A 24,409-nucleotide genomic window follows, 5' to 3' on the forward strand; every position below is an offset into this window, starting at 1 on the left:
GAGGACATTATGAAAAAAACAGTACTTGCCTTAATAGCGATCTGCATGGTCGCAAGCTCCGCTTTTGCACAAGATAAAATTGTGGAAGTAGTGAATCCTGATCATATTTTTGAGAAAGGTTATATTCAGGTTATCGGTGAGTCCGAAGCCGGACAGAGCCGCTATAGAGCTAAACGCGCCGCTGAAGTTGTAGCCCAGAAAAGGTTGCTTGAAATTTTTCAGGGGCTGACACTCAGCGGTAAAACGACTGTTCGCGACGGAATGCTTTCCAGCGAAACCATCAAAACAAAAGTTCAGGGAACTCTTCGCGGCGCAACTCCTTGCGGCGAAGCTTTTGACCGTACCGAAGGCTATGCCCGTGTTTGTCTTAGATTGAATCTGCACGGAAATGATTCCGTTTACAGTTCTTTCCAAGATATTATTCTTAAAAGTCCGAAAGAGTTGAACCTTCGCGAAATGCCGACGTTTGCTCCGACTAAGATTCCTGCGGTTCTTCCGGTTCCGACTCCTGCTCCGGCTGAAAAGGTTGACGTTCCTGCTATGCAGACCACTCCTCCTGTTGCCGCAGAGATTCAGACTGCTATTGTCGTACCTGTTGACGGAATAATTGTGGATGTCCGCAACTTCGATTTCAAACCAGCTTTGGTTAACCGCATTCTTACTGAAAAAAATGAAGTGCTTTTCGATCCTTCCAAGGTTTTGAATCAGGTGCTTATCGAAAGAGGATGCGGCGGATACACTACTGATTTGCAGAAAGCCAAGGCTTTGCTTGAATCATGGGGAAGTAAGTCTCCGCTGATTCTTAATGGCAAAACTGTTCAAAACGTTACTGACGCAGTTGTCAGTTCTGATGATGCCACAGCTGTTTTCGCTTATGATCAGAAGTACAATATACTAGCACAGGCTCGCGTGGTTTTTGTTCTTAAATAGAATCTGCGAACCTTATTGAAGGCGGTGATGCCGTGTTACGGAAAAAAGGATTACTTATTGCCGGATTGGTTGCGGCTATTATCTTAGCTGGCTCCATCGTGCTTGTTAGAGTCTATTTCGTTGACGCTGCGCAGAATTTGCTTTCAGAAATGACCGAAATGGGGGTTGTAATGGAGGATATCGAAATCCATTACAGCCCTTTGCCTTATCTTCTGGTTCATAATCTGGAAATTAACAGCGGTACTGATTCAGTCCGTATTCCCATGCTTGAGATTTATCCGGATATTCCGAGTTTGTTAGTTGGTAATATCAAGCTTCGTCATGTTATTTTGCAGGACCCAGACATTCAGACGGCGGCTCATCGCAGTGGTTCTGATTCTACCGGATTTGAAATGCCGGAAATTTTTCCAGCCCGGTTGGATGTTGTTTCCGGTAAGTTGCTTTTGACTAATGGATATCAAGGTACCCCTCTTACTGTTTCTGCCAGCATGGAGAAGGAAACCGGCGGTTTCTCTTTTAATGTAAGAAGCGCTTCTATCTCTGAACTTGGGTTTAAGTTTTCCGGCAAGATGGATATGCAGTCCGCATCGCCTTTGAAGCTTGGTTTACAGGCAACAGAATGTTCAATTGATCCTGCGGCTTTTTTAGGATTCCTCACAGGATTCGGATATCTTGGTAACAGTACCATTCCTGAGCTTGCCGATGCTGGAAAGTTTGAAACACGTAATCTTGATTTCAACGTGGACAGTGCAATGGGCACCATGTCGTTTCAGGCTGGCGAACTGGTGCTTGATCAGAGCAACGGGAAAAATCTTTCAGTAAATATCGGACAGGGTGGTTCATATCAAATTTCAATTGAAGAAATTCATATTGATGCCGGAGAATTATATTCTATGGCTCAAAAAAGTGAACGGGGACGTAATGCAACTCAGGCTCTGTGTGATTCTGCAAAGCTCAAATCAATAAAGCCTAAAGGGCAATTGATTTTAAAATCCGTTTCACTTTCGTCTCCGGCTTCATCTGTAAATACTTCCCGTTCAGCAGGTCTTTCCGGTAAAATGACTGTTTCTGCTAAAGATTTGGCGTTAATTCTGGAATCCAGTGAAGGAAAGAAGCAGGAACTTAATATTTCCGACATTGATGCTGATATCGAGATAAAGGACGGAAAGCCTGTTGTTTCTGTGCGGACATTTAATGTGGCCTCAGTTGCTGGTGGTGATTGTAATCTGCAAGCTTCATTTTCTTTTCCGTTCGAAATGAGGCAAGTCCGGTTTAAAGCCGAGGCCCGTGATTTCTCTCTTTTTGACTACATGATTACAGGCGATGCTGAAAAAAAAAGTCCTTTAAAAACGCTGTTTGACACTCAGCTGGTAAATAAAGGAACAAAAATTTCAGCTTCCGGATATTTCAATTCTCCTTACGATAAACGAGCCGGTCTTGAGGCTGTTTTATATTCTTTAAGCATTCGCAGTCCTGAACAGAGCGACACTGATTCTGTCGATAAAAACTTTGATTTCAGCGTTCTGTTGGGTGGCACGCTGAACGGAAAAGCATCAATCCGCAGATTCTATTATAATGACTGGCCCTTTAGTGATGTTGCTGTTTATTTGCAAAGCGGAGCAACGAGAGCTGTTTTAAAAGCGAGTGGTAAACTTTTCCATCTAAATTTAAATGCCGATGCGGTCTTTTCAAAGGAAGAGTTGGCAGCGCAATGCAGTGTTAAGGGTAGAGGCGACAGTCTTCCGAGTCTCATAGCCTGCTTTGCCGAGGACCTTTCTGTCTCGCTTCGCGGAAAAGTGTATCTTAACGCAAATATTTTTGTGCAGGGAAAGAAGTCAAAAGAATTAGCCGAATCCGCGCAGGGAGGCGGAACTATTCTGGTTGATAGTCTCCAAATTTTAAATTTAGCAAATATTGATCCGCGATTAGGTTTTTTTATTGATATACTTGATGCTGTTTCTAAAAAATCGGAAACGGGTGAAGGGTTGAATTTCAGCTCCGCACGTGTTCGCGCTGCAATTTCAGGAAAGAAAGTAATTATTGATTCCTTTTCACTTGAGGGCAATCTGTTGCAGGCCTGGGGTGAAGGAACTTATTTTTTGAATGATAACCGTTTGAAGTTAGACGGAAAAGTTCGTTCACTGCTTGGAACCATTAATACTGTTAATATCGACAGAAGGCTTAAGTCATAGAAGATATGAGTATGAAAAAGATTATTTTTATTTTGGTTCCGGTTTTGGTTGTAATGATGATGGCCGGATGTATTCCAACAAAAACTAAACATCAGTCCGTTCAATACACTGAAGAGGACGCAATTCCGTATAGAATTGCAATTCTGCCTGCCCAGTATATGACGCATTCTGAAAATTCTACAGTCCACAAATCTATATTGATTGTAGATGATGATAGAACCTTTGTGGCTGATATTGCTAGAAGTGCAATTTATAATCAGTTGGCAGGTAAGGGGTATTTACCTTTACAGAAAAGCGTTGTTGATAACGGTCTTTCCGGTCTCGGCAAAGACAGCGACTGGAAAACCATGAGCAGTGAGGAGCTGTGCAAAATTCTGAACGCTGACGGCATTGTAAGAATAAATATTTCAAGTGCGGATATGATTACAGCCGTGGCTTTTGATCTTTTTCAGTTGGACGCAGAGGTTGAAATAGTTAATTCGGCTGACAAACTTGTCGGTAAGTGGAGCGAGAGTGCTTCCAAGCGCAGAGTATCTGTTCCAACGGGACTTTTTTCGCTTGCCGGAACGATTTTGGAAGAGGTTTTCTCTGATCCTGCCAGAAGGCAGATGCGCATGGTTATTTATGACTGGGCTTGGAATTTGGCTCAGATGCTTCCTGATTGCCCTAAGGGGCCGAAACTTCCACAAGTTGTTTCTGTTGATACTAATGTAGATAATAAACTTTTCGGCGTCGGCAAAAGAATTGCCGTGCGGGTTGATGCTGAGCCGGGCTTAAAGTGTTCTTTTGATATCGGTGAATTTAAGAAAAATATTCCGTTGTCTCAGACATCCGAAGGCATTTATGAAGGTTTTTATGTGGTTCATGAAGGCGATAAAGGGGTAGATGAGACTCTTTTGATCAGGATGCGGAAATCGAATGGTATAGAAAGGTTGTGGGTTGAAGCGGGGTCGCTTGTTACTGTTGATGGACAGCTGCCTCCTGTTCCTGAATTTGTTACAGGACGTGCCGGTAAAGAGGGTGTTGAACTAACTTGGGAAGTTCCGACGGCCTTAGATCTTGAAGATTTCGTGATTGAAAAGGGAATTGATCCGGTTGGCTTATTTGAAGTGGTCGGCAGAACACAGGGTGTTTCTTTTCTCGATAGTGAAGTTTTGCAAGGGGGGACCGTTTATTACCGAGTTCGTACTATGGACCGGGCCGGTAATCTGTCCGCGTCTGACGGTTTATTAAAAGTAGTCGTTCCGCAATTTGATGAGCGCGAACTTTTCGGGGAACTGAGAGGTGTTTTAGTTAAAGGTAATTATTTAATAAAATTTCCTGTTTCTGTGCCGCAGGGTGCAAGTTTTACCATACTTCCCGGTACAAAAATTAAATTTAGTGATGGATCACGGATGGATGTTGCGGGTGAGCTTAAGTCGCTCGGTGAAATTCGTTCTCCTGTAAAATTTGAATCAGCAAACACAGAAGGCATAAAAGTGCTTTCAGGCGGTAGTGCCGTCCTTTCGCTTTGTGATTTTTCCGGTTTTTCGCGGGCCGTTACAAACGGTGGAGGATATTCCGAAATCAGATCTTCAAGTTTTAGCGGTGGCGGCGGCAGTGAGTTCGCGGTGAAAGTTTCAAAGATGGGAAGATATGATTTTACGGGATTGCGTGTTTCCGGTGTGAAAATCGGGATTATATTAAGTTCCGGCAACGGTTCGGTTGTCCGCTCAAGCATTAGTAATTGTACCACAGGGCTTGAATTTAACGGTGGCAACAGTAATATTCGGGAAAATAATATTTTTGATAATGATATCAATATACTTTCGCGTTCGAAGCTTGTGGTCGAAGAGAATTATTTCGGAACGGCTTCATCTGATAAAATGAAAGTGAAAGGAGATGTGCTTGTTAAGTCCATACTTGATGCACCATATCCTCACGGGCGCAAAATTGTATTGATTGACGATAAAACCATCACTCCGAAGTTGCTGGAAGAAAGATTCAGCAAGCTCAAAGCAGAGGGCGTGCTCTCTTTTCATAATCAGCAATACGGTGATGCTTATCAGAAGCTCGAACAGGCTTTAAAACTCAAAGATGATCGAGATATTTTTCTCTATCTTTCTTATACATTGCTGGCCCTTGGTGATGATGTCCGGCTGACAGAAGTTCTGAGCGAAGGACTTTCAAAGTTCCCGTATGATGTGCGATTGCATCAGCTTTATGTGCGGAGATTACTTAATAAAGGCGAAATTGGGCAGGCCAGACAAGTTCTTGAAAGAGCTTTGACTCTCAGCCCGACAGACAGCAGCCTGCTTTATATGAAAGATTATCTGGATCATATTGGTGGCAAGAAAGGGGCTGAAAAATCTGATGAAAAATGATGCAAACAGACGCAAGCCGCTTTTTAATCTGTATTAGAAGAAGAGATATTATTATGAAAAAGTATAATTCAGTTTTATTTATATCTTTGCTTGCAGCAATTCTTTTTTGCGGTCCGGCAATGTCGGAATCAGCATCTGCCGCGTCGCGTATTCCGATGACGGTTCAGCAATATTCGGCCTCGGATTTGGAAGATCAGGTTCAGGCGCAGTGGCATATTAATTATGCCAGCTATCTTATTGATATAGGTAAATATTTTGAAGCTATTGAGCAGTATGACACGGCTATTGATTATTCTCCGTTAGCTAAAACCCGCGCGCATGCCATGTTCGGCAAAGCAATGGTGCTTTCCACTTTTCTAGATGCTCCTGAAAAAGCGGCTGAAATATATAAAGAGGTTGGTAAAAAGTATCCGGAGCAAGCCGAAACCTCTCTTTATCGGCTCGGTTTTCTTTATTATCAGATGAGTAAATACGAGCAGTCTCGCTCTGTATTCAAAGAGTACATAAAAAAATTCCCGGTGGGACGATTCAGGTATCAGGCGGAAGCTATAATTTCTACAATGAAGGAACCTGTTAAGCCTGAGCCTGAAGTGAAACCCACTCCGGTCGGCGAAGAACCTGGTCTCAGAGTTTGTCTCAGCCGCAGGGTTAATTCGATGACTGTATCGGTCGGGACAAAAAACGATGAGATTTGCGCTGGGGAGCTGGGGTGCGGTACTGAATATAAGGTTGCAATATCCGGTAATAAACTGGCTTTAAACGGTAGAAAAGTTACTGCTACACGAATCAAGTTTACTTCAAAAGTGCCGCTTAAGGTTGCTTATGGTAAAGAATCAAAAAAAGTTCGCGGAGTGGTCGATGTGAGTATACGACGTGGAAAATTGCTGATTTTAAATATTGTTTCGATTGAAGAATATTTGAAGTCTGTGGTCCCTGCTGAATCTTATGCCTCTTGGCCGGAAGAGACTCTCAAAGCTCAAGCCGTAGCGGCAAGAACTTATGCTTATTACCAGAAGCTTCATCGTACCCATCTTTTTTATGATGTTTATGCAGATACTTATGATCAGATGTATGCCGGTGTGGATCGTGAAGATAAGCGGACAAATAAGGCTGTTAAGGACACTCGCGGTCAGGTCGTTCTATATAAAAAGAAGCCTATCCTTTCACAGTATACTGCTAACAGTGGCGGTTTCACCGCGGATTCTAAGGCTATTTTCGGTGCCGGTAAAAAATATCTTATTGCCCAGAAAGATCCGGCAAGTCTTAAAGGAAAGATGGCTTCGTGGAATCGTAAGTTCAGATCCGGCGATATTGAAGCTAAGCTTAAAAAGATAGGTATTTCTGTTCCGGGGATACAGTCTATTGAAGCTCTGGAAAAAGGGCCGTCAGGAAGAATTATTAAAGTCAGGATTAAGTATAAAGGTGGTCAGAAAGATGTTCGCACACGCACGACCTTGGGAAGTTCCAGAGTTTTGTCATTGCCGGACATTCTTTTAAAGATCGAAAAGAAAAAAGATTACTATGTCTTTACAGGTCATGGATGGGGACACGGTGTAGGGTATTCCCAGTGGGGAGCCGCCGAAATGGGTAAGAAAAATAAGTATAGTACTATTCTGGATTTTTATTATCCCGACACAGATCTTAAGCAGTTATGGTAAGTGTCTTGATATTTTAGCTATTGAAAGGGTGCAAAGGTTATAAATGAATAAAGTTGAAAGAATTGTGTGGATTATCTGTTTTGTTGTTACGCTGACGATTCTTGTAGGCATTATTGAAGGCCGTGCCGCTGTGCAGGATGTGAATGCAGATGTTGTTACGGAGTTATCCTGCGGAAGGGCCGCTCAGGAATATATGGATTGTGAGGAGTATGAACTCGCGATATCAAATCTGGAGGCTTGTCTGCGGGTATATCCGCGTTCAGATTGGCTCTTCAGTCTGCTCGGCAGGGCGTATTATAAAATGGGAGATCTTGAGGCCGCGGAAACTCAGTTCAGACACGCCCTTGAAATTAATACCAATAATCTGGTCGCAAAACGGCTTATTCTGGAGATGCGTAAAACTCAGGATCTGCTTAAAGATAGAGAACTTTCCGAATGGGTGGGCATTGCCAAAGAAAGGGCCGCGGATCTCATCACGCTTGTTGTAGGTGTCTGGCTGGGTATGTTACTTTCGGGGATTTCCGGCAGAGTTTATTCTCATTTTATGCGCACAAGTTTTCGAAAGGCTCTGAGTAAAAAAGATTATGACTACGCCACGGATATTTTGGAAGATCTTATTGTAAATAGAAAAAAGGCTGAATTAAGAAAACGGTTGCGTGAGCTTTTACAGGAATACAGTCTGGATGAAGCCAAAGAATTGATTATCGAATATGTTGATGATCGGGAAATTGAGGATAAATTAGTGCATTTTCTCGTTCAGATTCATAAGAAATCAAAGATCAGTTAGCGTTATTTCAGGTCGTCACGATTAGAGCTTTATCCTAGTCCTGCGCTGAATATCACAGCCTCTTTTATTGCTTGCTGCGAATTTTGTGCAACAGGATTGCTTATCGCTATATGGGCTACTATATGTCCGATTGTCGCCAGTTTTTTTTGTATCTCCGGTTCGGTTGCGGCTTTATGCACCGCTTCTATTAAATCACCCTGATTGGTTATTTCGAAACCAAGAGGAGCGAGAATGTTTTTAATAAATTCGATTCTGGCTATGCGTTCATCCGGGGTTCCTTCGCCGCCTTTAAATCTAAAGTGAATATGATTCTTTTCGATTTCCGGATCACATACAGCATCTATTTCTGATAAATCTTTTTCTGATTTAAGTTTAATATTTAGATATGTTTTTGAGAGAATAGCATATCCGTCAACGGAGTTTTCCGCAGACCAGCCCGGTCTTTTAGAGCCTAGTCCGAACCAGAGTGCCCACATTGGAGATGATTTTATGTCATCGGGGGTTATTTCCATTTTTCCCGCAGCGGTGGTGAAAAGTCCGTCTTCGAGGTTCAGCACTGTCAGTGATATAGGCTGGCGCGCTGTGAGATGTTTTGCCCCGTCTAATCCAAGTCCTTCTTTACTAACCAGAGAAAACATTTCCGAAACGGCTTTTTCGTTGGCAAAGCGAACAAGATCATACATTGATTTACTTTTTTCAGGCAAAAACATTTCTGTGTTTTTGGCAGAAATATTCAAGTTTGCAATATATTGTAAAGTCCGCTTCATGCGGTCAACAGCCCTTGTTCCTTTGTTTGGATAAGGTTCCGTTGATGTTATTAAGACTTGGTTGCGAAGGTCTGTAATCCACTCACATTTTTGAGGTTCACCGAGCACTTCTTCTATTTGATATCCACTTGCAGCAATTGTTTTGGCAGAGTGGAGAGATAGAGATTGTTGTTCGGGATGTGAAAGCATGCGCTGTTTTTCTCGTCTCGAAAAGATAAACGGGGCGGAGTCTTTTTTACTTAAAATTATGGAGCATCCTAATTCTTGATCTGCCGGAGGAAGCGAGATTTCTGCGTTGTGCATCGTTTCGATTAAACCGGAATCCTGTGTGTTGATCTCTGGCTGAATAATTACCGCTACAGGAGTTTCTCTATTTGAATAGCCAAGCTTAATGCGTGCGTTTATGGATTCTGGTGAGAATTTACAGAGCACGGCTTTTTTCCAAGCGCTGACTATATCCTGCGGTTTTATATTTTGAACTTTGATACTGTTTTCAGGAAGTACGCAGGTTTTATCTTCGGGGGTAACACTGGCTGATAGAGTAAGTAAGTTGCCGCCTTTTGACGTTTCAAGCGCAGCAATTTCAAGTTCATTGGTTATTACGTCTGGCATTTGACCTTTCATAAAAAGTGAGATCAGAGCCTCGGATGTGCTTTGTAATTGATCAGTTTCTGTGGTGGTTACCGACTCTAAAATATGGTCAATATGTATTCTTAAGTCATTGGCTTCAATGAAGTAATTGTAAACACCCGAGCCTATAACTATTCCATCCAGAACCGGAATATCTGTCTCTGTTATTATGCGGGCAAGGTTTACGGCGTTTGCTCCAGCATGTGTGGCATGGGTTGTTGATTCTGAGAGGGGGATGGTAAACGGAACTGGAATTTCAGGGTCGGGCACGGTTACCGCCATGCGCACATAAAAATTTATTTTGTTATAATAATCCATCAGATCCATAAAGCGTACTGGATTCATTGACTGTAATTGTTCAAGCATTAACTGAACTTTATTTCCAAGATCAATGGAAAGTTTTTCTATATTTGCCCAGTCTACTTCGCTCAGTCCGAATCCTATGTCTTCAATACGCGAGATTATGAAAAGACATTCTTCTTCAAGATCCATCAACATTTTAAAAGAATTATATCTTCGCCTGAGCAGTCTGCCCGGAGGGAAGGTTTCGTATGTCCAGTGATTAAAAAGTTGGCGAAATTTCATAATTATATACCGTTATGGATTAAACTGAACCTGTGTTCATGACTTGTTCTACTGCTGATATTGCATCCAGAGGCAGGACCACTTTGAAAAGAGTTCCGGGACCTGTATCATCCGGGGCATTCATTCCCGCAAGAATTGATTTTGGAAGAGGACTGATTGCCTCAATGCTACCTCCGTGATCTTTTATTATCCCGAAAGAGACGGAAAGGCCAAGCCCTGTTCCTTTGCCGACAGGTTTTGTCGAATAGAATGGGTCAAAAATTGAGCCTATTTTTTGAGGCTCTACACCATGTCCCGTGTCAGCAAACAAGGCTGTGATGGTCATGGTTGATATATCTAAAATTGTTGTAATCTGGATAGAGCCCTGATCATCAATAGCTTCCATCGCGTTTGAAAGCAGATTCAGCCAAACCTGTTTAAGTTTTTCAGGGTCTCCGTGAATGATTGGGAAGCGATCATCAAGTTTTGTGCTTATTTCAATATGCTCAAGTTTAAAGGTGTGACTGACTAGCTGGACAACTTCAAGAATAGAGTTGTTAAAACACATTTCGGTTTTTTCGCTTTCGGTCTGTCTGGAAAAACCGAGCAAGTCGGAAACAATTTTACGACAGACGCGGGCTTGTTTTTCGATGATTTTAAGATCTTTAGAAATCTGATCGTCTGGAGAGATATCATCTTGCAGAAGTTGAGCATATCCAAGAATAATTCCGAGCGGTGTGTTTATTTCATGGGCAACACCTCCAGCCAGTTTACCAACTGATTCCATCTTTTGGGACTGAATAAGCTGTGCCTGATAACTTTTAAGTTCGGTAATTTCGCGAGACGTCGAGAGAACTCCGATAATTTTGCTGCTTTCAGAATAGACAGGAACTCTAATTGTATGGAACCAGCGGACCGTGGAATAATTATCATCTTGTTCGCGGGTTTCTTTGTTAATTATTTTTCCGGTATTCAGAACTTTCCTAATTTCTTCAGTTCTTACTAGAGCTTCATGTGTGGAAAAAAGATCTTCGTCTTTTAGTCCGATAATTTCTTCTTCTGTTTTGCCTATGTGTTTGGCAAGAGGCTTGTTAACTGCCAGATAGGTATAAGCCGGGCCTATCAAAGAAATGTAGTCCGGTGAGACATTGATAATAGTTTTGAGAAGTTCCTTTTGTCTGGTCAGGTTTGTTTCGGTTATCTCAAGGTCTTCGATATGGCTTTCTAGATTCATTGCCATTGCATCAAAGGTTTCGGTTAATTCTTGAATCTCATCACCTTTTAAATTTTTTCTAGAAGAATTGTGATTATTCTCATGAGTAGATTCATTACTTATTTCCGGGCCGAGGTGAGTGCGGACAATATCAACGGCATGTTTTTGAAGAGTACCTAATCTGAATGTCATGCGCCTTGCGAAATGTGTGGAGGCTAAGACTGCAACAAGCAGAACTGCACCCGTGAGAGCTGAAATAGCAAAGATTAAATTTTGGACAACGCTTTGAATGCCGGCTCTTGATAGTCCTATGCGGACTGTTCCGAGGTTCTTTTCACTAATAAAGATAGGTGCGGCAAAATCATAAATTTTCTGCGAACCAGTATCGATCATTATCGCATTAATTTGTTTACCCGAAGAGTTTGCCTCTCGGAGTTGTACGGGGAATCCTTCTCTGAAGGTGCTGGCAAGAACCCTTTCTTTATCATCCAGAATAAAAGCATAGATGATTTCGTCATCAGCTTCTTTAACTTCGTTAACCATTGATTCAAGTTGCAGAAGGTCTGTTGAAAGCAGTGGGTCTTCCGCTCTGAGAGCTAGATTACCGGCAAGAACTTTACCGCGTTTGCGAGTCTGATCGACGAGCGCTTCTGATGCCATACTGGTAACAAAAAGAGCAATAATCAGAGCTGTAAAAACGACAATTAAGGTTAATCCCAGATTAATTTTTGTGCGAAAGCGCAGACGTGAGAGAAAGATCATTCTTTAACCCTCCGTTCTTTTTTCTGATAATTATTAAGTCCAAGTTCTTCTGCGAGAGTCCGGATTGAATTATAATCGTCGTCTTGTGCTGGGATAATTCCACGTATTCCCGCCTGCTTAAGAATTTCCGCCTGTTCGGGATCGTTCATGGAAAGCTTGAACATTGCGTTTGCGATAAGTTCTTTTATATTAGGATCAAGATCTTTGCGGGCTGCGTAGACCCAGCTTGGGTAAGGCTTTGTTTCGGCTATAACTTTAATTTTTGAAATATTTACTTTGTCTTTGACTATATCAAGGGTGCCTTCACGGATTGACGCGAAATCGTATTTTCCTGCGTATACAGCGAGAACTGCTTTTTCCTGTTTTCCGCCCGGTCCGGCAGCGAAGGCTATTTCTTTAAAATCTGCGGCGGTTATTCCGTTATCCAGGAAAAGACCTAGAACGAAAAGGTAACCTCCGGCAGAAAGAGGATCAACAGCAATCCAGCTTTTGCCGATACAATCTTTTGTTTTGTGGATAAAGCGGTTGTCTCGTCTTGCAATGATCTGTCCTCTGAAAGTGGGACTACCTGACGGCTCTATTATACGAGCGAAAGCCGCAGCTCCGCCGTTTGCTATCCGTATGTAAGTCATGGGGTTTGAAAAGGAGATATCAATATCGCCTTTTTCAACCATGCGGCGGTGTTCCTCAAACGTGTTAGGAAAAACCTGACGGATAGAAAGACCTGTTTCTTGGGAAAGGTATTCGATCAGTTTATTATGTCTCTGGTATGAAACTTTATGAGAATATTGGGGGAGATAGGCGTATGTTATGGCTGGCTCAGGTTCAGGAACTCTTATTTCTTCCCGTACAGACATATCGACTTTAACTATGTTTTCATCCAGCCCCTGTCCGCGAAGATATAGTGCTATGCCAAGCAGTAACAGAACTGTAGGGATTAAAAACTTTAGTTTCAGCATGTTATTTCCTGTAAGAGAAAAAACCTTTTCCCTTGGTATGCCGAGTAAGGGAAAGATCTAAGAGTTGTTTTCAGCCGGGCATTGTGAAATTTTGCAATCTTTTTTGGGTGAAGTCTTTTTTTTAAACTCCGGCGCAAGTTCGGTCCATGAGGTCATTTCTCCGGCGCTAAGAGCATCTTCTTCTCTTAGTTCGTCAACTTTACAAAGGAACGGAATAAATTTTCTAATTTTCGAGAAAGAATATCTTACTACTATATAAGATAGAATGAAAACAAAAGGATAACCCAATCCAAAATCAAAATATGGGATGTTATGAACCGAAATTCCACCGAATCTTTCCTGCAACCATCCGAGAGCGAAGGCTACCGGCCAGAGTGATACCGCAAAAAGAGCTGCGTGTGAGAAAAATACTTTTCCGAAATATTCATTAGCCCAGTCATTTGCCGATTTAAAAACTTTCTTATTCTGACGACGGATGGCTTCAACAGAAATGTTGTGCATGCGGGTCATTTTTTGATTGAGATCGGTATAATATTTTCTGTTCCATAAATATACCAGTGCCATACTGATTTCGCCCGCGACTGTGCACCATAATGCAAATACCGCTGTTCCGAACCAGAACGCCGCAACTGAGGGGACTGGAATACGGTAGGGGGTAATCAGTATAGTATCTAAAATTGCGAAAATTGTATTTGTATCAATCACTTAATGACTCCGTTTGTGAAGCCGCCCCCTGCAAAGAGTGGGGGAGCAGGGGACGGCTTATGGGTAGTGGTGCTTATAATCTTATAAAAGTACCGGCTTTAGAACGGAGGCACGATGCTGTAACCGAGGAAGCCCTTGGTTGTGTAACGAATACCAACATAAAGAGCTAGAACGATAAACAGTCTTTTGAGCCATACGTCAGGGATGTACTTGGAAGTGCGTGGTCCAATAAAGGAACCGACGAGAATTCCGAGAAGTTCAACTCCGATCAGGGGCCAGAATACAGGTGTATCTTTAACAACCATGTAAGTGAAGATAGAAGTTGTCATACCAACCAGAACGGCAAGAGCAGATGTTCCTGCAACAAGGTACATAGGAAGGCCGGCAACACTGGTAAGGAAAGGAACCAGCAAGAATCCGCCACCAACTCCGAGGAAGGAAGCAAGTGATGCGATAACAAAACCACCGACAACTGGTACCAGAGGATTAAAGGAGAATTCTACTCCGTAGAAAGTGAAGATGCACTTGGTGAGAGAAAAGCTGAGAACTTTAACGCCAAGACACTCAGTGTCAACTGCACAACCTTCTTTTTCTTTTTTGATTGATGCTTCAAAAGCTTTAGCAGCTTCTTTAGCCTGTTTTTTATTTGCCTGTCCTTTAGGAGAGGTTTCATAAAAGAGGTAACAACCAAGGAAAAGAACGAAAAGACCGAAGAATCCGATGTAGTCTTTAAGAGAAATTTTACCGGCTGTGAGCCAAGGAACAAGGTAAGAACCTGCGATGGAACCTGCGGCAAGTGAGAGTCCTAAAGGTAGAACAAGGCGTCCCATTTTGAAGTAGTTGTAAGAAGACATCGCTGCGGATGTACCTACAAGCCACTGGTTGGATACGCGGATGGAGTCTGTAACGAGTTTGTTCATTACAGGTGATGTTTTTTTGAAAGTAGAAGCAAAATCACCGAATCCGTAAATGGTGATGTGACCGACACCAGCCATGATTCCACCGAATGCGCCGACAGTTGAGAAAATCCAACCTACCCAGATTGCCCATGCAAAACCGATAATAAGGCTGGGGGATGGAGCTCCGCTGATTCCCAGGAATCCGGTTGCTAGTTCTGAGTTGATTTCGCCTGGGCCGGTCCCTTTAGGGGTGGCGTCAATTGCGGCCTGAAGTTTGTCTGCGAAGGCTGGCTCAAAAAAAGCTACCACAGCCAGCGCCGCCAGAGCCATAATCATAAGGCTTTTGCGGGATTTAAACATAATGTATCTCCTTAAGTGAAAGTTGGTTTGCCGGATTTTCCATTGATATTTTCGTTGCAGCGAAAATATTTTGAAAAGTCCAGCGTCTTCATATTGTTTAACCGGAGCGACCCCCAAGGTTTACGCTCCGGTCTGATATGCTTTTTATTTTTCTTTTTTGAAAACGATCAGCGGACAGTTTTTGCAAACGTCAGCGCCGGGGAATCCATCGCCTGGACGTGTGATGGCTCCGCTTCCTTTTTCTTCAATGCGTTCAACTAATCTTTCAACAACAGCTTTAAATTTTTCACCGGGGATCATGACGTTGATTTCGCCGCGTTCGGTTTTACCTGCGTTATAGCTGCCGGAACAAGCTGGGCACATGTTGAATTCTTTTTCAACGTAAGTGTAAACGCTACCACCGCATGCAGATGAATTCATGGTGACATTCGGGCGTAGAGGATGAGTATCTGTTGCTGCCATGTAGTCAACTGCAAGGTGGTATGCCTGCATGTTGTCAACATAGAAGTGAACGGTATCAGGCTCAAAAAGGCCGTCGATTGAACCAAGAGGGGCTACAGCGATTCCGATAAGGCCTTCGGGGAGCTGTGTTTTTGTTTTAATAAATTTTTCAGCCTGCTCAGGGGTGCGGGTATATTTAGCGTGTCCTTTGATTTCGGCAGCATCAAGTCCCTTCCAGCCGAAGCTGTAGTGAGCGTTTCCGCATCCAAGGCCTTCTTTTTCAGAATAGACAATCTGTCCTTTCATGCGGGCTGCAATTTCCCACTGACAAAAAGTCATTGCTTTAACGGGAACGTGAAAATCTGCTTTTTCTTTGAAATGATCAACTTCAGCCTGATCGTAGAAATATTTTATTGCAACAGGGTAATGGTAAAGTCTCATTTCCTTCATAAGTAATTCTTGCATTTCTTTGTAAGTCATGGTTCCTCCTCGTCCGTTTATTAATTTATACCCGACCGGATTGGTCGATAACTTCTATGACTGAAGATTAATTATAAGTCCGGGTCTTAATTTTCAAGAAAAAATGAAATAGAGAAAAAAATAACTTTTTCACATGGCAACCGTGTTTGAAAGGTGTGATAATATGTTTTTATTGTGAAATAGATAACAAAGTATTATTTTAATAAATAAAATCGAAGTCTTAATAGCAATTTTAAAATAGATTGTTTTTTATGTAACTTGCTTTTTGTTTTTTAAAAAGTATAAATTGGTCGTGTTGTGTTAATTTTCACGTTGTTTTCGAATTATGTATAATTTAGATCATTTACCTTTCGGAGGGCTCTAGCGTATTGTTAGCATATTATAAATAATCAGTCATTGGCGGATGACATCCGGGTAGGAGGAAAAATGAGTAAATATAGAATTCATCCCATCGTAATGGGAACAAAGAGATTTGATAAAGGTATGATGACATACCAGCAGGGCTATGGAACTCCATATATTATACCTATTTATTGTTGGTATTTGGAAGGCGGTGATAAAAATATTCTGGTTGATACGGGCGAAATGCAGCCTATCATTTCGGAAGAACGTGAACGTGATCTCGGAGGTAAAATTTATACCTTTGAGGACGGGTTAGCTAAATACGGTTTAAAACCTGAAGATATAGATATAGTCGTTCACACTCATTTGCATAACGATCATTGCGAAAATGATTATAAATGTGTGAATGCTAAAATTTATGCACATCGCAAAGAGCTTGAACATGTTCATGATCCTCATCCTCTGGATTTCAGGTATCTTGAAGATTACATTGAAGATGTTGAAGAAAATGGACAGGTTAAGGTTGTAGATGCTGATTGTGAAATTGTTCCCGGTATCAGAGTAATGCATACGCCTGTGCACACTGAAGGCGGGCTTACTGTGCTTGTTGATACCGAAGGCGGTTTAGCGGCAATCACAGGTTTTTGTGTGATTATGGAAAATTTTTACCCGCCGCTCGAAGTTACGGGTATGGAGATGGAAGTAATTCCTCCGGGTACCAGCGTTAACACTTACAAAGCATATGATATTATGCTTCAAGTGAAATCGCAGGCAGATATTCTTATTCCACTTCATGAGCCGTTGTTTGCCAAAGTTGATACTGTTGAAGGAACTTGATTGTAGCTTTGGAGCAGACGGTCCTAATTAATGTAATTTATTTGATGAGGAAATAATTTGTGCGAGCAGCATATTTTAAAGATAAGAATATAGAATTAATTGAAAAAAAACGTCCTGAACTATCAAAAGGTGATGCTCTTTTGAAGGTCATCATTGCCGGGATTTGCAATACTGATATTGAGCTTCATAAAGGTTATTACGGTTTTGAAGGTATTCCGGGTCATGAATTTGTGGCGATAGTTGAAGAGTGTCCTGATTGTCCTGAACTTGTCGGGAAAAGGGTCGTTGCTGATATTAACGTTCTTGATGCTAATCGTTCGGTTGGATCATATTCCGGTGACCGGAGGCATGCACCAAATCGAACTGTGATCGGAATAGTGAACCATGACGGCGCATTTGCGGAATATCTTAAGGTTCCGGTTGAGAATCTTTATGTGGTTGGGGACAATGTCGCTGATGAAGCGGCTGTTTTTGCCGAGCCGCTTGCCGCAGGTCTTGAAGTCAGCCAGCAGATCCATATAACAGGTAATATGCGGGTGATGGTTCTTGGTGACGGAAAGCTGGGGATACTTACGGCATTAGCTTTGAAGCTGTATAATCCTGATGTGCTTTTGATTGGAAAGCATGCAGATAAGCTTGCCATTGCATCTTCGCAGGGAGTTGCGACCTATTGTATTGAAAGTGCGGATGAATTGACCGGGTTGGCCTCTAAGCTGGGGAAATATGATCTGGTTGTTGAGGCTACCGGAAGCGAAGACGGTCTTTCTTATGCTATTGATTTTGTACGTCCGGAAGGCACTGTGGTCGCAAAAACAACATCTCATAAACCTACTTCATTAAATCTTGCTAAAGTTGTTGTTGATGAAATTTCGATTGTAGGTTCCCGCTGCGGAGATATCGGGCTTGCTCTTTCTACTCTTGAGCAGCGGCTGATTGACGTATCCGGTCTGATCGAAGCTGAGTATAATTTTGATGAATTTGTTTCAGCTTTTGCGCATGCGTGCAGGAAAGGATCAAAAAAGGTGCTCGTTAGAATGTAGACTGTTTTATTAAGTTATTCGTTAACGGGTTTCGTATGTATTTTATACCCCCTCAGATTTATTTGAGGGGGTTTTCTTTTGTCTGCTGAATAATTTTTTTTATAAATATTAGCCCCCCGGACCTGAGTCGGCTGTTTCATGTCCGCTCTCCCCGATATTCTTTATTCAAAAGGGAGGAAGAAATGAAAGAAAGTTCAACTGACACACTTGTCGCTTTGTATCCACTTGAAAATAGAGGGCTTCTAAAAAGCTATGCAAAGTTTGTTGAAGGTAATCCGGACTGGCTTGAATTCGGATTTTCACTGTCGGATTACAAGAGGAACAAATCTGTTCCTGAACTGAAGGGCTGGGAGCATCCCGATTTTGTTGAAGTCACGGAGGTTCGCATATGATCGGTTCAATTCTGGATCTTGGGTCGACCATTATCGATAAACTTTGGCCGGATGCAGGTGAAAGGGAGAAAGCTAAATTTAGACTGGTTGAGCTTCAGAGTAAGGGGGAGCTTGTTGAAATTGAGTCCCGGTTGAAAGTTATGTTGGCGGAAATGTCCGGCAACTGGTTGCAGCGTTCATGGCGGCCGATTTTGATGCTGACGATTATTGCAATCGTGGCGAATAATTATCTTTTGTATCCGTACATGGCTTTGTTCTGGGCGGAGGCTCCGCGGCTGGAACTTCCGCCGCAACTCTGGTCGCTGATGGAGCTTGGTCTCGGTGGCTATGTTGTGGGCCGAAGCACTGAAAAAGTTATCAAAACATGGAGGCAAAATGGTGGCTGATGAAAGAAGCGAATTGCACGATTTGCTGATTCGCGTTGATGAGCGGGTCAAGTCTATTCAGGAGGATATTTCTGAAATTAACGGGGCTAGGCGGTGTCATACACATGCGGAAAAGTTTCGCAACCTTGAACGGACAGTTTGGGGCACAGCAACAATTGTAGCCGGAGTTACGGCCCGGGCTGTTTATGAGGCTCTTAAATGATTGTTTCAGCTTTATTGGCAGATACGGCGTCATGGCTGGGTGGGTCTTTTGAAGGGAACAGATGTGATTGTTGCGGGCGGGTCGACCGGCTTGAATCTTTCAGGATGGAGACACGTTATGCCGGGAAAATTGTTTTTCGCGAAGCTCGGCTATGCACTCAGTGCATGAAAAAGGCAGAAGCAACAGTTTACGAAACCCTGAGTGAAAAAAGTGTTCATTAAGCTAATCGGTTTAGTGTTGTGAGGTAAACTTTGGAGAACGAAAAAGTGAATAAATCAGAAGTTGTTAAACGCCAGAAGGAGGAGCTCGAAAGATTTCGGGAAGTCTTTGCACTTGCCGTTGAAGGAAGTGATTCCGACATGGTTAAGGATTTGAAAGCGAAGCTCGACATCATGCAAAAACGACATGACATGGAGCGAAAAGCATGGTGCATCGGTGAGGCTAAAAAAGAAGTTTCCGCCGTAAAAAAAACTAAAACCAGTTCTGCAATAAGTCCTGAACTAAGGGAGAAGCTTGATGAAATTTACGGATCTGAGCAGCGCTAATCAGTGGTATGCTGCCTTGCTTCGTAAGGCCGAGCTGAAAAAGGAAGCCTTGCAGGTTCTTGCGGAACTGGGACGAAAAGATTTGTTTTTTTTACTGACTCGTCTGCTTGGTCGCGCTGATGCAAATAATGAATGGGTTTTTGCGAGGTGTCAGGATGTGCAGCGTAATCCGGACGGGCATCTCGATTTGTGGAGCCGTGAGCATTACAAATCTACCATCATAACTTTTGCGCTGACAGTTCAGGATATTTTGCGAGATCCCGAGGTCACTATTGGAATTTTCAGCCACACCCGTCCAATTGCAAAGGGTTTTTTACGTCAGATCAAAATGGAATTTGAACGCAATGAACTACTCAAGCAATGCTACCGTGATGTGTTGTTTGCGAATCCTAAAAAAGATTCTCCTAAATGGTCCGAAGAAGACGGAATAATCGTGAAAAGGAAGTCCAATCCCAAAGAAGCAACCGTGGAAGCTTGGGGACTTGTTGACGGACAGCCTACGGGTAAGCATTTTTCCCGATTAATTTATGATGATGTTGTTACGCGTGAATCCGTTTCATCGCCGGATATGATTTTCAAGACGACTGAGGCGTGGGCTTTGTCCATCAACCTTGGAACTCGCGAAGGGATCAAAAGATATATCGGAACCCGCTATCATTATAATGATACCTATCGTGATATTTTGAAAAGACAGGCCGCCGTTCCGAGAATTTTTCCGGCAACAGCTGACGGAACGCTTGAGGGTGATCCGGTTTTGCTCACCAGAGAGCAGCTTGCAACCAAACGGCGCGAAATGGGGCCGTATGTTTTTGGTTGTCAGATGATGCAGGACCCTAGAGCGGATGATGTGCAGGGGTTTAAAGAAGATTGGATTAACAGATGGGATCAACATGGTCAGGGTGGCAAACCAAGGTGGCGTGATTTTAATCGTTATCTGCTTGTGGACCCTGCGAGTGAGAAAAAGGTCGGCAGCGATTATACGGTAATGCTGGTTATAGGTCTCGGCCCGGACAGGAATTATTACCTGATTGACGGTATTCGCGACCGCCTCAATTTGACGGAACGTGCCCGTGCTCTTTTCAGATTACACAGGGCTTATGGTCCACAGGTTGTGGGGTATGAAAAGTACGGTCAGCAGGCGGATGTTGAGCACATGCAGTATGTGATGGGGGAACAGAATTATCGTTTCTCCATAGAACCGCTGGGTGGAAATATACCGAAAACTGATCGCATCAGGAAGCTTGTACCTATTTTTGAGCAGGGCCGTTTTTGGCTGCCGTGGCGCGGGCGGTTCATGGATCATCAGGGACGGGAGCGGGACCTTGTGCGTGAATTTATTGATGATGAATATCTGGCTTTTCCGGTTGCGCCTCATGACGACATGCTCGACTGCATGGCGAGGGTTTTAGATCCGGCACTTGGGGCTGTTTTTCCGAGGCCCGAGAATTCACCTCAGCAGCAGGAGTCTGTGCAGGGAATTATGGATTACGATATTTTTACAGGAGGTCAATAATGTACGGCTTTGAAGCGGCGGAGGGGTTTGTATTCTACAAGTATCGCGATTTTGATGGAACAGTCAGTCTTACAGAGGGACATTTGAAATGGTTCTGGGACGTGATGCAGTGCGCCGGCCAAATTCCGGTTATTTTTTATGATGGCTCTGTAGAATGTTTTGAGGATTTTAAAAATCTTGTGGAGAAGAAAGAACAACATTTCTTTTTAGGGTTCAAAGACGACAAACCATCAGGATTGTTCTGGTTGAATGGTTTTGCTCAGCGTTCTTGTTTTGTCCATCTTGCCATCATGCCGGATTTTTTCGGGAAAGAAACATTATTGATGGGAAAAGGTGTTTTGCGTCATTTGCTGACAGTGTGTGACGTGTCAGGAGGTTATATTCTGGACTGCGTTAAGGGTCTTATTCCTGTAATGAATCCCCTTGCTTGCCGTATGGCAGAAAGGTCTGGATTTTCAAAAGTGGGAATACTTCCACAGGCTGCATATTGGGCAGCAGAAGACAAAAGTGTGGATGCCGCAATTTTTTGTGCGGTTAGAAATAGTTGATTTATAGCTCTTTTGTTTGAGGGAGTTTGCTAGTTAAAATTTTAAAAGAAAGGAGAATGATCATGGGAGGATCTGGATCTAAATCACCATCAGCACCTGTAGCGCCGTCTCCGCCACCACCTGTAACCGCAGCACCTGCACCTCCGGTGCTGGATACAGAGTTGCAAAAAAGTGAGGAGGCGTTGAATGCGAAAAAGATGCGAAGCTTGAATCGTCTTAAAAAAGGTAGAAGCGCGACAGTTCTTACAAGCGGGCAGGGAGTTCTCGGACAAACTGAAACTGATAATGCAACACTTCTGGGGCAGAAGACGAAACTTGGTCAGTAAGGGGGAATAGTTGTGAGCAGTTATTACAGGCCGGAGCTGCCTGGACCTAAGTCTGGAAAATCCGATGTCTGGTTCGACCGAGATTCACCGGGATTTAATGGTTATTTTAAATGGCATAAAACAACTTACGGAACTAATCCCTCATTTAATAGCAAGGGTTTGAATGCTCCGGCAGATTGGGGAATGCCTAAGGATTGGACGTATTCGGATTCAACCGGGCATTGGTACACCCCGGCTGAAATGACGAATGCGGGCTTTAATCAGATTGATGGTCAGTGGCTTCATCCTAATGACATTCGGAAACAGGAAATAGATACGGCAAATGCTGAACTTGATGCGAAAATAGCATCTCGAAAAGCTACAGAAGGAAGGATGCGGAAGGTTCATGCTTTTGGCAGAAAGAAGACGATACTTACCGGTCCTGTAGGCGCTACCGGAGTTGTTAAAGTCGAGAAGCATTTTTTGCAAAATTCAAAAGGAGTAATGCAGTGATTGATCATCGGTGTCCCGTATGCGGGAGGTTGTTGATGAAGGGGAAGGTTATTGAAGTTCAAGTAAAGTGTCCCAAGTGTAAGAAACTGGTAAAACTTTCCTGCAACAAACGGTAGCTGAGTTTTAAAAAATAAAGGGATTTTCTATGACTTTCGTTTGCAGGCTGAAGGTCTGTCTTTTCAAGGTTGTAGAAAATCCTTTTTAATTTATAGATAAAAATGGATTAAATATGAATGGAAATAATAAAAACAGATATGAATCCCGATTGAAAATGCTTCGACAGGAGCGCAGTTCATGGGAGGGACATTGGCGGGAGATAAGTGACTATATTCTGCCGCGAAAAGGCGTATACGATGGAACTAAGCCTAATGACGGGAGCAGAAAAGGTAATCGTATTATTGATTCCACTGCGACAAGGTCATTAAGAATTTTAGCGGCGGGGCTTCAAGGCGGGCTTACTTCTCCTGCGCGTCCATGGTTCCGGCTGGGTATTGCAGACCGTGATATGTCCAAGCATAAATCTGTGCGTGATTGGATTTCTAAAGTCGAAACAGTCATGTATCGAGCTTTGGCGCGAAGCAATTTTTATTCGTGCATACATTCGCTTTATACTGAACTTGCGGGATTCGGAACAGGGATTCTTTATTGTGAGCCGGATGTTGACCGGGGCATAAGGTTTCGTACTTTGACGGCGGGGGAGTATTGTCTTGCGACCGATGCACAGGGGCGTGTGGATACTGTTTATCGCGAATTCAAAATGACAGCCCGTCAGCTTGAAAAAAGGTTCGGCATTGATGCGCTTCCTGCAACTGCCCGAACAAGTTTGACCAGCAATCGTGATCACTGGTTTGATGTGCTCCATGCTGTTCAGCCGCGTGATGAGTTCAATCCTAATAAAATTGATAAACAGAACATGCCTTTCGAGTCGGTGTTTATTCTGAGTGGCAGAGGTAATGAAATTCTTTCGGAAAGCGGGTTTATGGAAAATCCTTACATGGCTCCACGCTGGGATACTTCAGCAATGGATGTGTATGGACGTTCACCTGCTATGGATGTTCTCGCGGATGTTAAAATGCTGATGGAGATGAGCAAAAGCCAGATTCAGGCGGTGCATTTGACTCTTCGTCCACCCATGAAAGTTCCTTCTATGTATTCGAGACGGCTTAATCTGCTCCCCGGTGGGCAGAATCCGGTTGAGCAGAATCAGCAGGATTCAATTGCTCCTTTGTATCAGGTGCGGCCTGATCTCGCGGGGGTGAGTTCTAAAATTCAGGATGTCAGATCTGCAATTCGCGAAGGGTTTTATAATGATGTTTTCATGATGATGGCGGGATCTAATCGAAAGCTGATTACAGCTGCGGAAGTTGCCGAACGGCATGAAGAAAAGCTGATTCAGTTAGGTCCGGTTATTGAGCGTCAACATACCGAACTTCTGGACCCTCTTATCGATAGAGTTTTCGGTATTCTGACTCGTGCCGGGCAGTTGCCGGATCCTCCGGCCTGCCTTGACGGGGCTGATATCCGAATCGATTATATTTCAATTCTTGCTCAGGCTCAGAAGATGGTCGGAACCCAGTCCATTCAGTCCCTGTCTGAATTTGTGGGAAGGCTTGCGGGAGCAAATCCGGAAATTCTGGATAAGGTTGATATGGATCGTGCGGTTGATGAATATGCTGACTTGATCGGGGTGCCGACAGGGATAGTGCGTTCCGATGGTGAAGTTGAAAAGTTTAGAACTCAAAGGAGGGATATGCAGATTCAGCAGCAACGAATGCAACAGGGAATGGCGGCGGCATCTGCCAGCACCGATATGATTAAAGATTTGTCGCAGGCAGGGTTCAATCGTAATGAAGTGATGGGTATTGCCGGACAAGCGGAACAGATTATGAGTTCCATATAAAATTTCAGTAGAAGTGTTTTTTTAACGGAGTCCTTAAAAAAGGCTCCGTTTTTTTATGTATATTTTAGTTTTTAGCCAAACATTTATATGATATATTAAATTTTCGAATTTTGCAGGTTGATATATTAAGCTTGAAAAGATATGTTATAAAAGTTATTTTATTATAAATGTTATGA

At 43.0% G+C, this 24,409-nt stretch carries 24 protein-coding genes; 18 read left to right on the plus strand and 6 right to left on the minus strand.

All coding sequences use genetic code 11. The annotated features are described in order from the left end of the window. Positions 1-9 precede the first annotated feature (9 nt). Genes JEY82_RS16515 through JEY82_RS16535 form a run of 5 tightly spaced genes read left to right on the plus strand, consistent with a single transcriptional unit; the run spans position 10 to position 7,930 of the window. Positions 10-930 carry a hypothetical protein gene (locus JEY82_RS16515; RefSeq protein WP_304087639.1) on the plus strand — a complete coding sequence of 307 codons (921 nt, stop codon included), beginning with the start codon at positions 10-12 and terminating at the stop codon, positions 928-930. Positions 931-962: 32 nt separating this feature from the next. Continuing rightward, positions 963-3,122 (plus strand): hypothetical protein, encoded by a 2,160-nt coding sequence (locus JEY82_RS16520; protein ID WP_304087641.1) that lies wholly within the window; start codon positions 963-965, stop codon positions 3,120-3,122. A gap of 11 nt (positions 3,123-3,133) precedes the next feature. Next, the gene (locus JEY82_RS16525; protein ID WP_304087643.1) at positions 3,134-5,485 is read left to right on the plus strand and encodes a hypothetical protein; all 2,352 of its coding nucleotides are present in this window, start codon (positions 3,134-3,136) and stop codon (positions 5,483-5,485) included. A gap of 53 nt (positions 5,486-5,538) precedes the next feature. Further along, positions 5,539-7,143 carry a SpoIID/LytB domain-containing protein gene (locus JEY82_RS16530; protein WP_304087645.1) on the plus strand — a complete coding sequence of 535 codons (1,605 nt, stop codon included), beginning with the start codon at positions 5,539-5,541 and terminating at the stop codon, positions 7,141-7,143. Between the two features lie 43 nt (positions 7,144-7,186). Beyond that, positions 7,187-7,930: a tetratricopeptide repeat protein gene (locus tag JEY82_RS16535; RefSeq protein ID WP_304087646.1), complete on the plus strand. Its 744-nt coding sequence runs from the start codon at positions 7,187-7,189 to the stop codon at positions 7,928-7,930. 29 nt (positions 7,931-7,959) lie between these two features. On the opposite strand, the gene JEY82_RS16540 is transcribed toward JEY82_RS16535, so the two are convergent. The 6 genes from JEY82_RS16540 to JEY82_RS16565 all read right to left on the minus strand — a co-directional run bounded on the left by JEY82_RS16540 (position 7,960) and on the right by JEY82_RS16565 (position 15,710). Beyond that, positions 7,960-9,912, minus strand: coding sequence for a PEP/pyruvate-binding domain-containing protein (locus tag JEY82_RS16540; protein ID WP_304087648.1), 1,953 nt, complete (start codon positions 9,910-9,912; stop codon positions 7,960-7,962). Positions 9,913-9,931: 19 nt separating this feature from the next. Next, on the minus strand, positions 9,932-11,866 hold the full coding sequence (locus tag JEY82_RS16545; RefSeq protein WP_304087650.1) for an ATP-binding protein: 1,935 nt from the start codon (positions 11,864-11,866) through the stop codon (positions 9,932-9,934). Further along, complete coding sequence (locus JEY82_RS16550) at positions 11,863-12,825, minus strand: phosphate/phosphite/phosphonate ABC transporter substrate-binding protein (protein WP_304087652.1); 963 nt, start codon at positions 12,823-12,825, stop codon at positions 11,863-11,865. Before JEY82_RS16550 ends, JEY82_RS16545 begins: the two co-directional genes overlap by 4 nt. A gap of 57 nt (positions 12,826-12,882) precedes the next feature. Further along, positions 12,883-13,530: a hypothetical protein gene (locus JEY82_RS16555; protein WP_304087654.1), complete on the minus strand. Its 648-nt coding sequence runs from the start codon at positions 13,528-13,530 to the stop codon at positions 12,883-12,885. Positions 13,531-13,628: 98 nt separating this feature from the next. Further along, positions 13,629-14,789, minus strand: coding sequence for a sulfite exporter TauE/SafE family protein (locus JEY82_RS16560; protein ID WP_304087656.1), 1,161 nt, complete (start codon positions 14,787-14,789; stop codon positions 13,629-13,631). A gap of 144 nt (positions 14,790-14,933) precedes the next feature. Beyond that, entirely contained in the window at positions 14,934-15,710 is a 777-nt protein-coding gene (locus JEY82_RS16565) for a DUF169 domain-containing protein (RefSeq protein WP_304087657.1), read from the minus strand. A gap of 426 nt (positions 15,711-16,136) precedes the next feature. On the opposite strand from JEY82_RS16565, the gene JEY82_RS16570 reads away from it, so the two are divergent. From JEY82_RS16570 to JEY82_RS16625, 13 genes are all read left to right on the plus strand, one after another. Continuing rightward, on the plus strand, positions 16,137-16,889 hold the full coding sequence (locus tag JEY82_RS16570; protein WP_304087658.1) for an N-acyl homoserine lactonase family protein: 753 nt from the start codon (positions 16,137-16,139) through the stop codon (positions 16,887-16,889). Positions 16,890-16,948: 59 nt separating this feature from the next. Next, entirely contained in the window at positions 16,949-17,929 is a 981-nt protein-coding gene (locus JEY82_RS16575; RefSeq protein ID WP_304087659.1) for an alcohol dehydrogenase catalytic domain-containing protein, read from the plus strand. Positions 17,930-18,111: 182 nt separating this feature from the next. After that, a complete protein-coding gene (locus tag JEY82_RS16580; protein WP_304087661.1) occupies positions 18,112-18,321 on the plus strand; it encodes a hypothetical protein in 210 nt (69 codons plus the stop codon). Next, on the plus strand, positions 18,318-18,707 hold the full coding sequence (locus JEY82_RS16585; RefSeq protein ID WP_304087663.1) for a holin family protein: 390 nt from the start codon (positions 18,318-18,320) through the stop codon (positions 18,705-18,707). Before JEY82_RS16580 ends, JEY82_RS16585 begins: the two co-directional genes overlap by 4 nt. Continuing rightward, positions 18,697-18,909, plus strand: a complete 213-nt coding sequence (locus tag JEY82_RS16590) for a hypothetical protein (RefSeq protein WP_304087665.1) — start codon at positions 18,697-18,699, stop codon at positions 18,907-18,909. The genes JEY82_RS16585 and JEY82_RS16590 overlap by 11 nt, the downstream gene beginning before the upstream one ends. Continuing rightward, on the plus strand, positions 18,906-19,130 hold the full coding sequence (locus tag JEY82_RS16595; protein WP_304087667.1) for a hypothetical protein: 225 nt from the start codon (positions 18,906-18,908) through the stop codon (positions 19,128-19,130). The genes JEY82_RS16590 and JEY82_RS16595 overlap by 4 nt, the downstream gene beginning before the upstream one ends. 45 nt (positions 19,131-19,175) lie before the next feature. Continuing rightward, a complete protein-coding gene (locus tag JEY82_RS16600) occupies positions 19,176-19,454 on the plus strand; it encodes a hypothetical protein (protein WP_304087669.1) in 279 nt (92 codons plus the stop codon). Continuing rightward, positions 19,426-20,967 carry a hypothetical protein gene (locus JEY82_RS16605; protein WP_304087671.1) on the plus strand — a complete coding sequence of 514 codons (1,542 nt, stop codon included), beginning with the start codon at positions 19,426-19,428 and terminating at the stop codon, positions 20,965-20,967. The genes JEY82_RS16600 and JEY82_RS16605 overlap by 29 nt, the downstream gene beginning before the upstream one ends. Beyond that, entirely contained in the window at positions 20,967-21,515 is a 549-nt protein-coding gene (locus tag JEY82_RS16610; protein ID WP_304087673.1) for a GNAT family N-acetyltransferase, read from the plus strand. Before JEY82_RS16605 ends, JEY82_RS16610 begins: the two co-directional genes overlap by 1 nt. Before the next feature lie 62 nt (positions 21,516-21,577). Beyond that, the gene (locus JEY82_RS16615; RefSeq protein ID WP_304087675.1) at positions 21,578-21,841 is read left to right on the plus strand and encodes a hypothetical protein; all 264 of its coding nucleotides are present in this window, start codon (positions 21,578-21,580) and stop codon (positions 21,839-21,841) included. 12 nt (positions 21,842-21,853) lie between these two features. Then, the gene (locus JEY82_RS16620; protein WP_304087677.1) at positions 21,854-22,333 is read left to right on the plus strand and encodes an aminobutyrate aminotransferase; all 480 of its coding nucleotides are present in this window, start codon (positions 21,854-21,856) and stop codon (positions 22,331-22,333) included. After that, on the plus strand, positions 22,330-22,449 hold the full coding sequence (locus JEY82_RS19715; protein ID WP_369681174.1) for a Com family DNA-binding transcriptional regulator: 120 nt from the start codon (positions 22,330-22,332) through the stop codon (positions 22,447-22,449). The genes JEY82_RS16620 and JEY82_RS19715 overlap by 4 nt, the downstream gene beginning before the upstream one ends. Before the next feature lie 113 nt (positions 22,450-22,562). After that, positions 22,563-24,233 (plus strand): portal protein, encoded by a 1,671-nt coding sequence (locus tag JEY82_RS16625; RefSeq protein ID WP_304087679.1) that lies wholly within the window; start codon positions 22,563-22,565, stop codon positions 24,231-24,233. Positions 24,234-24,409: the final 176 nt, after the last annotated feature.

This window comes from Maridesulfovibrio ferrireducens (genome assembly GCF_016342405.1).
In the GTDB taxonomy this organism is placed as follows: Bacteria; Desulfobacterota; Desulfovibrionia; order Desulfovibrionales; family Desulfovibrionaceae; genus Maridesulfovibrio; species Maridesulfovibrio ferrireducens_A.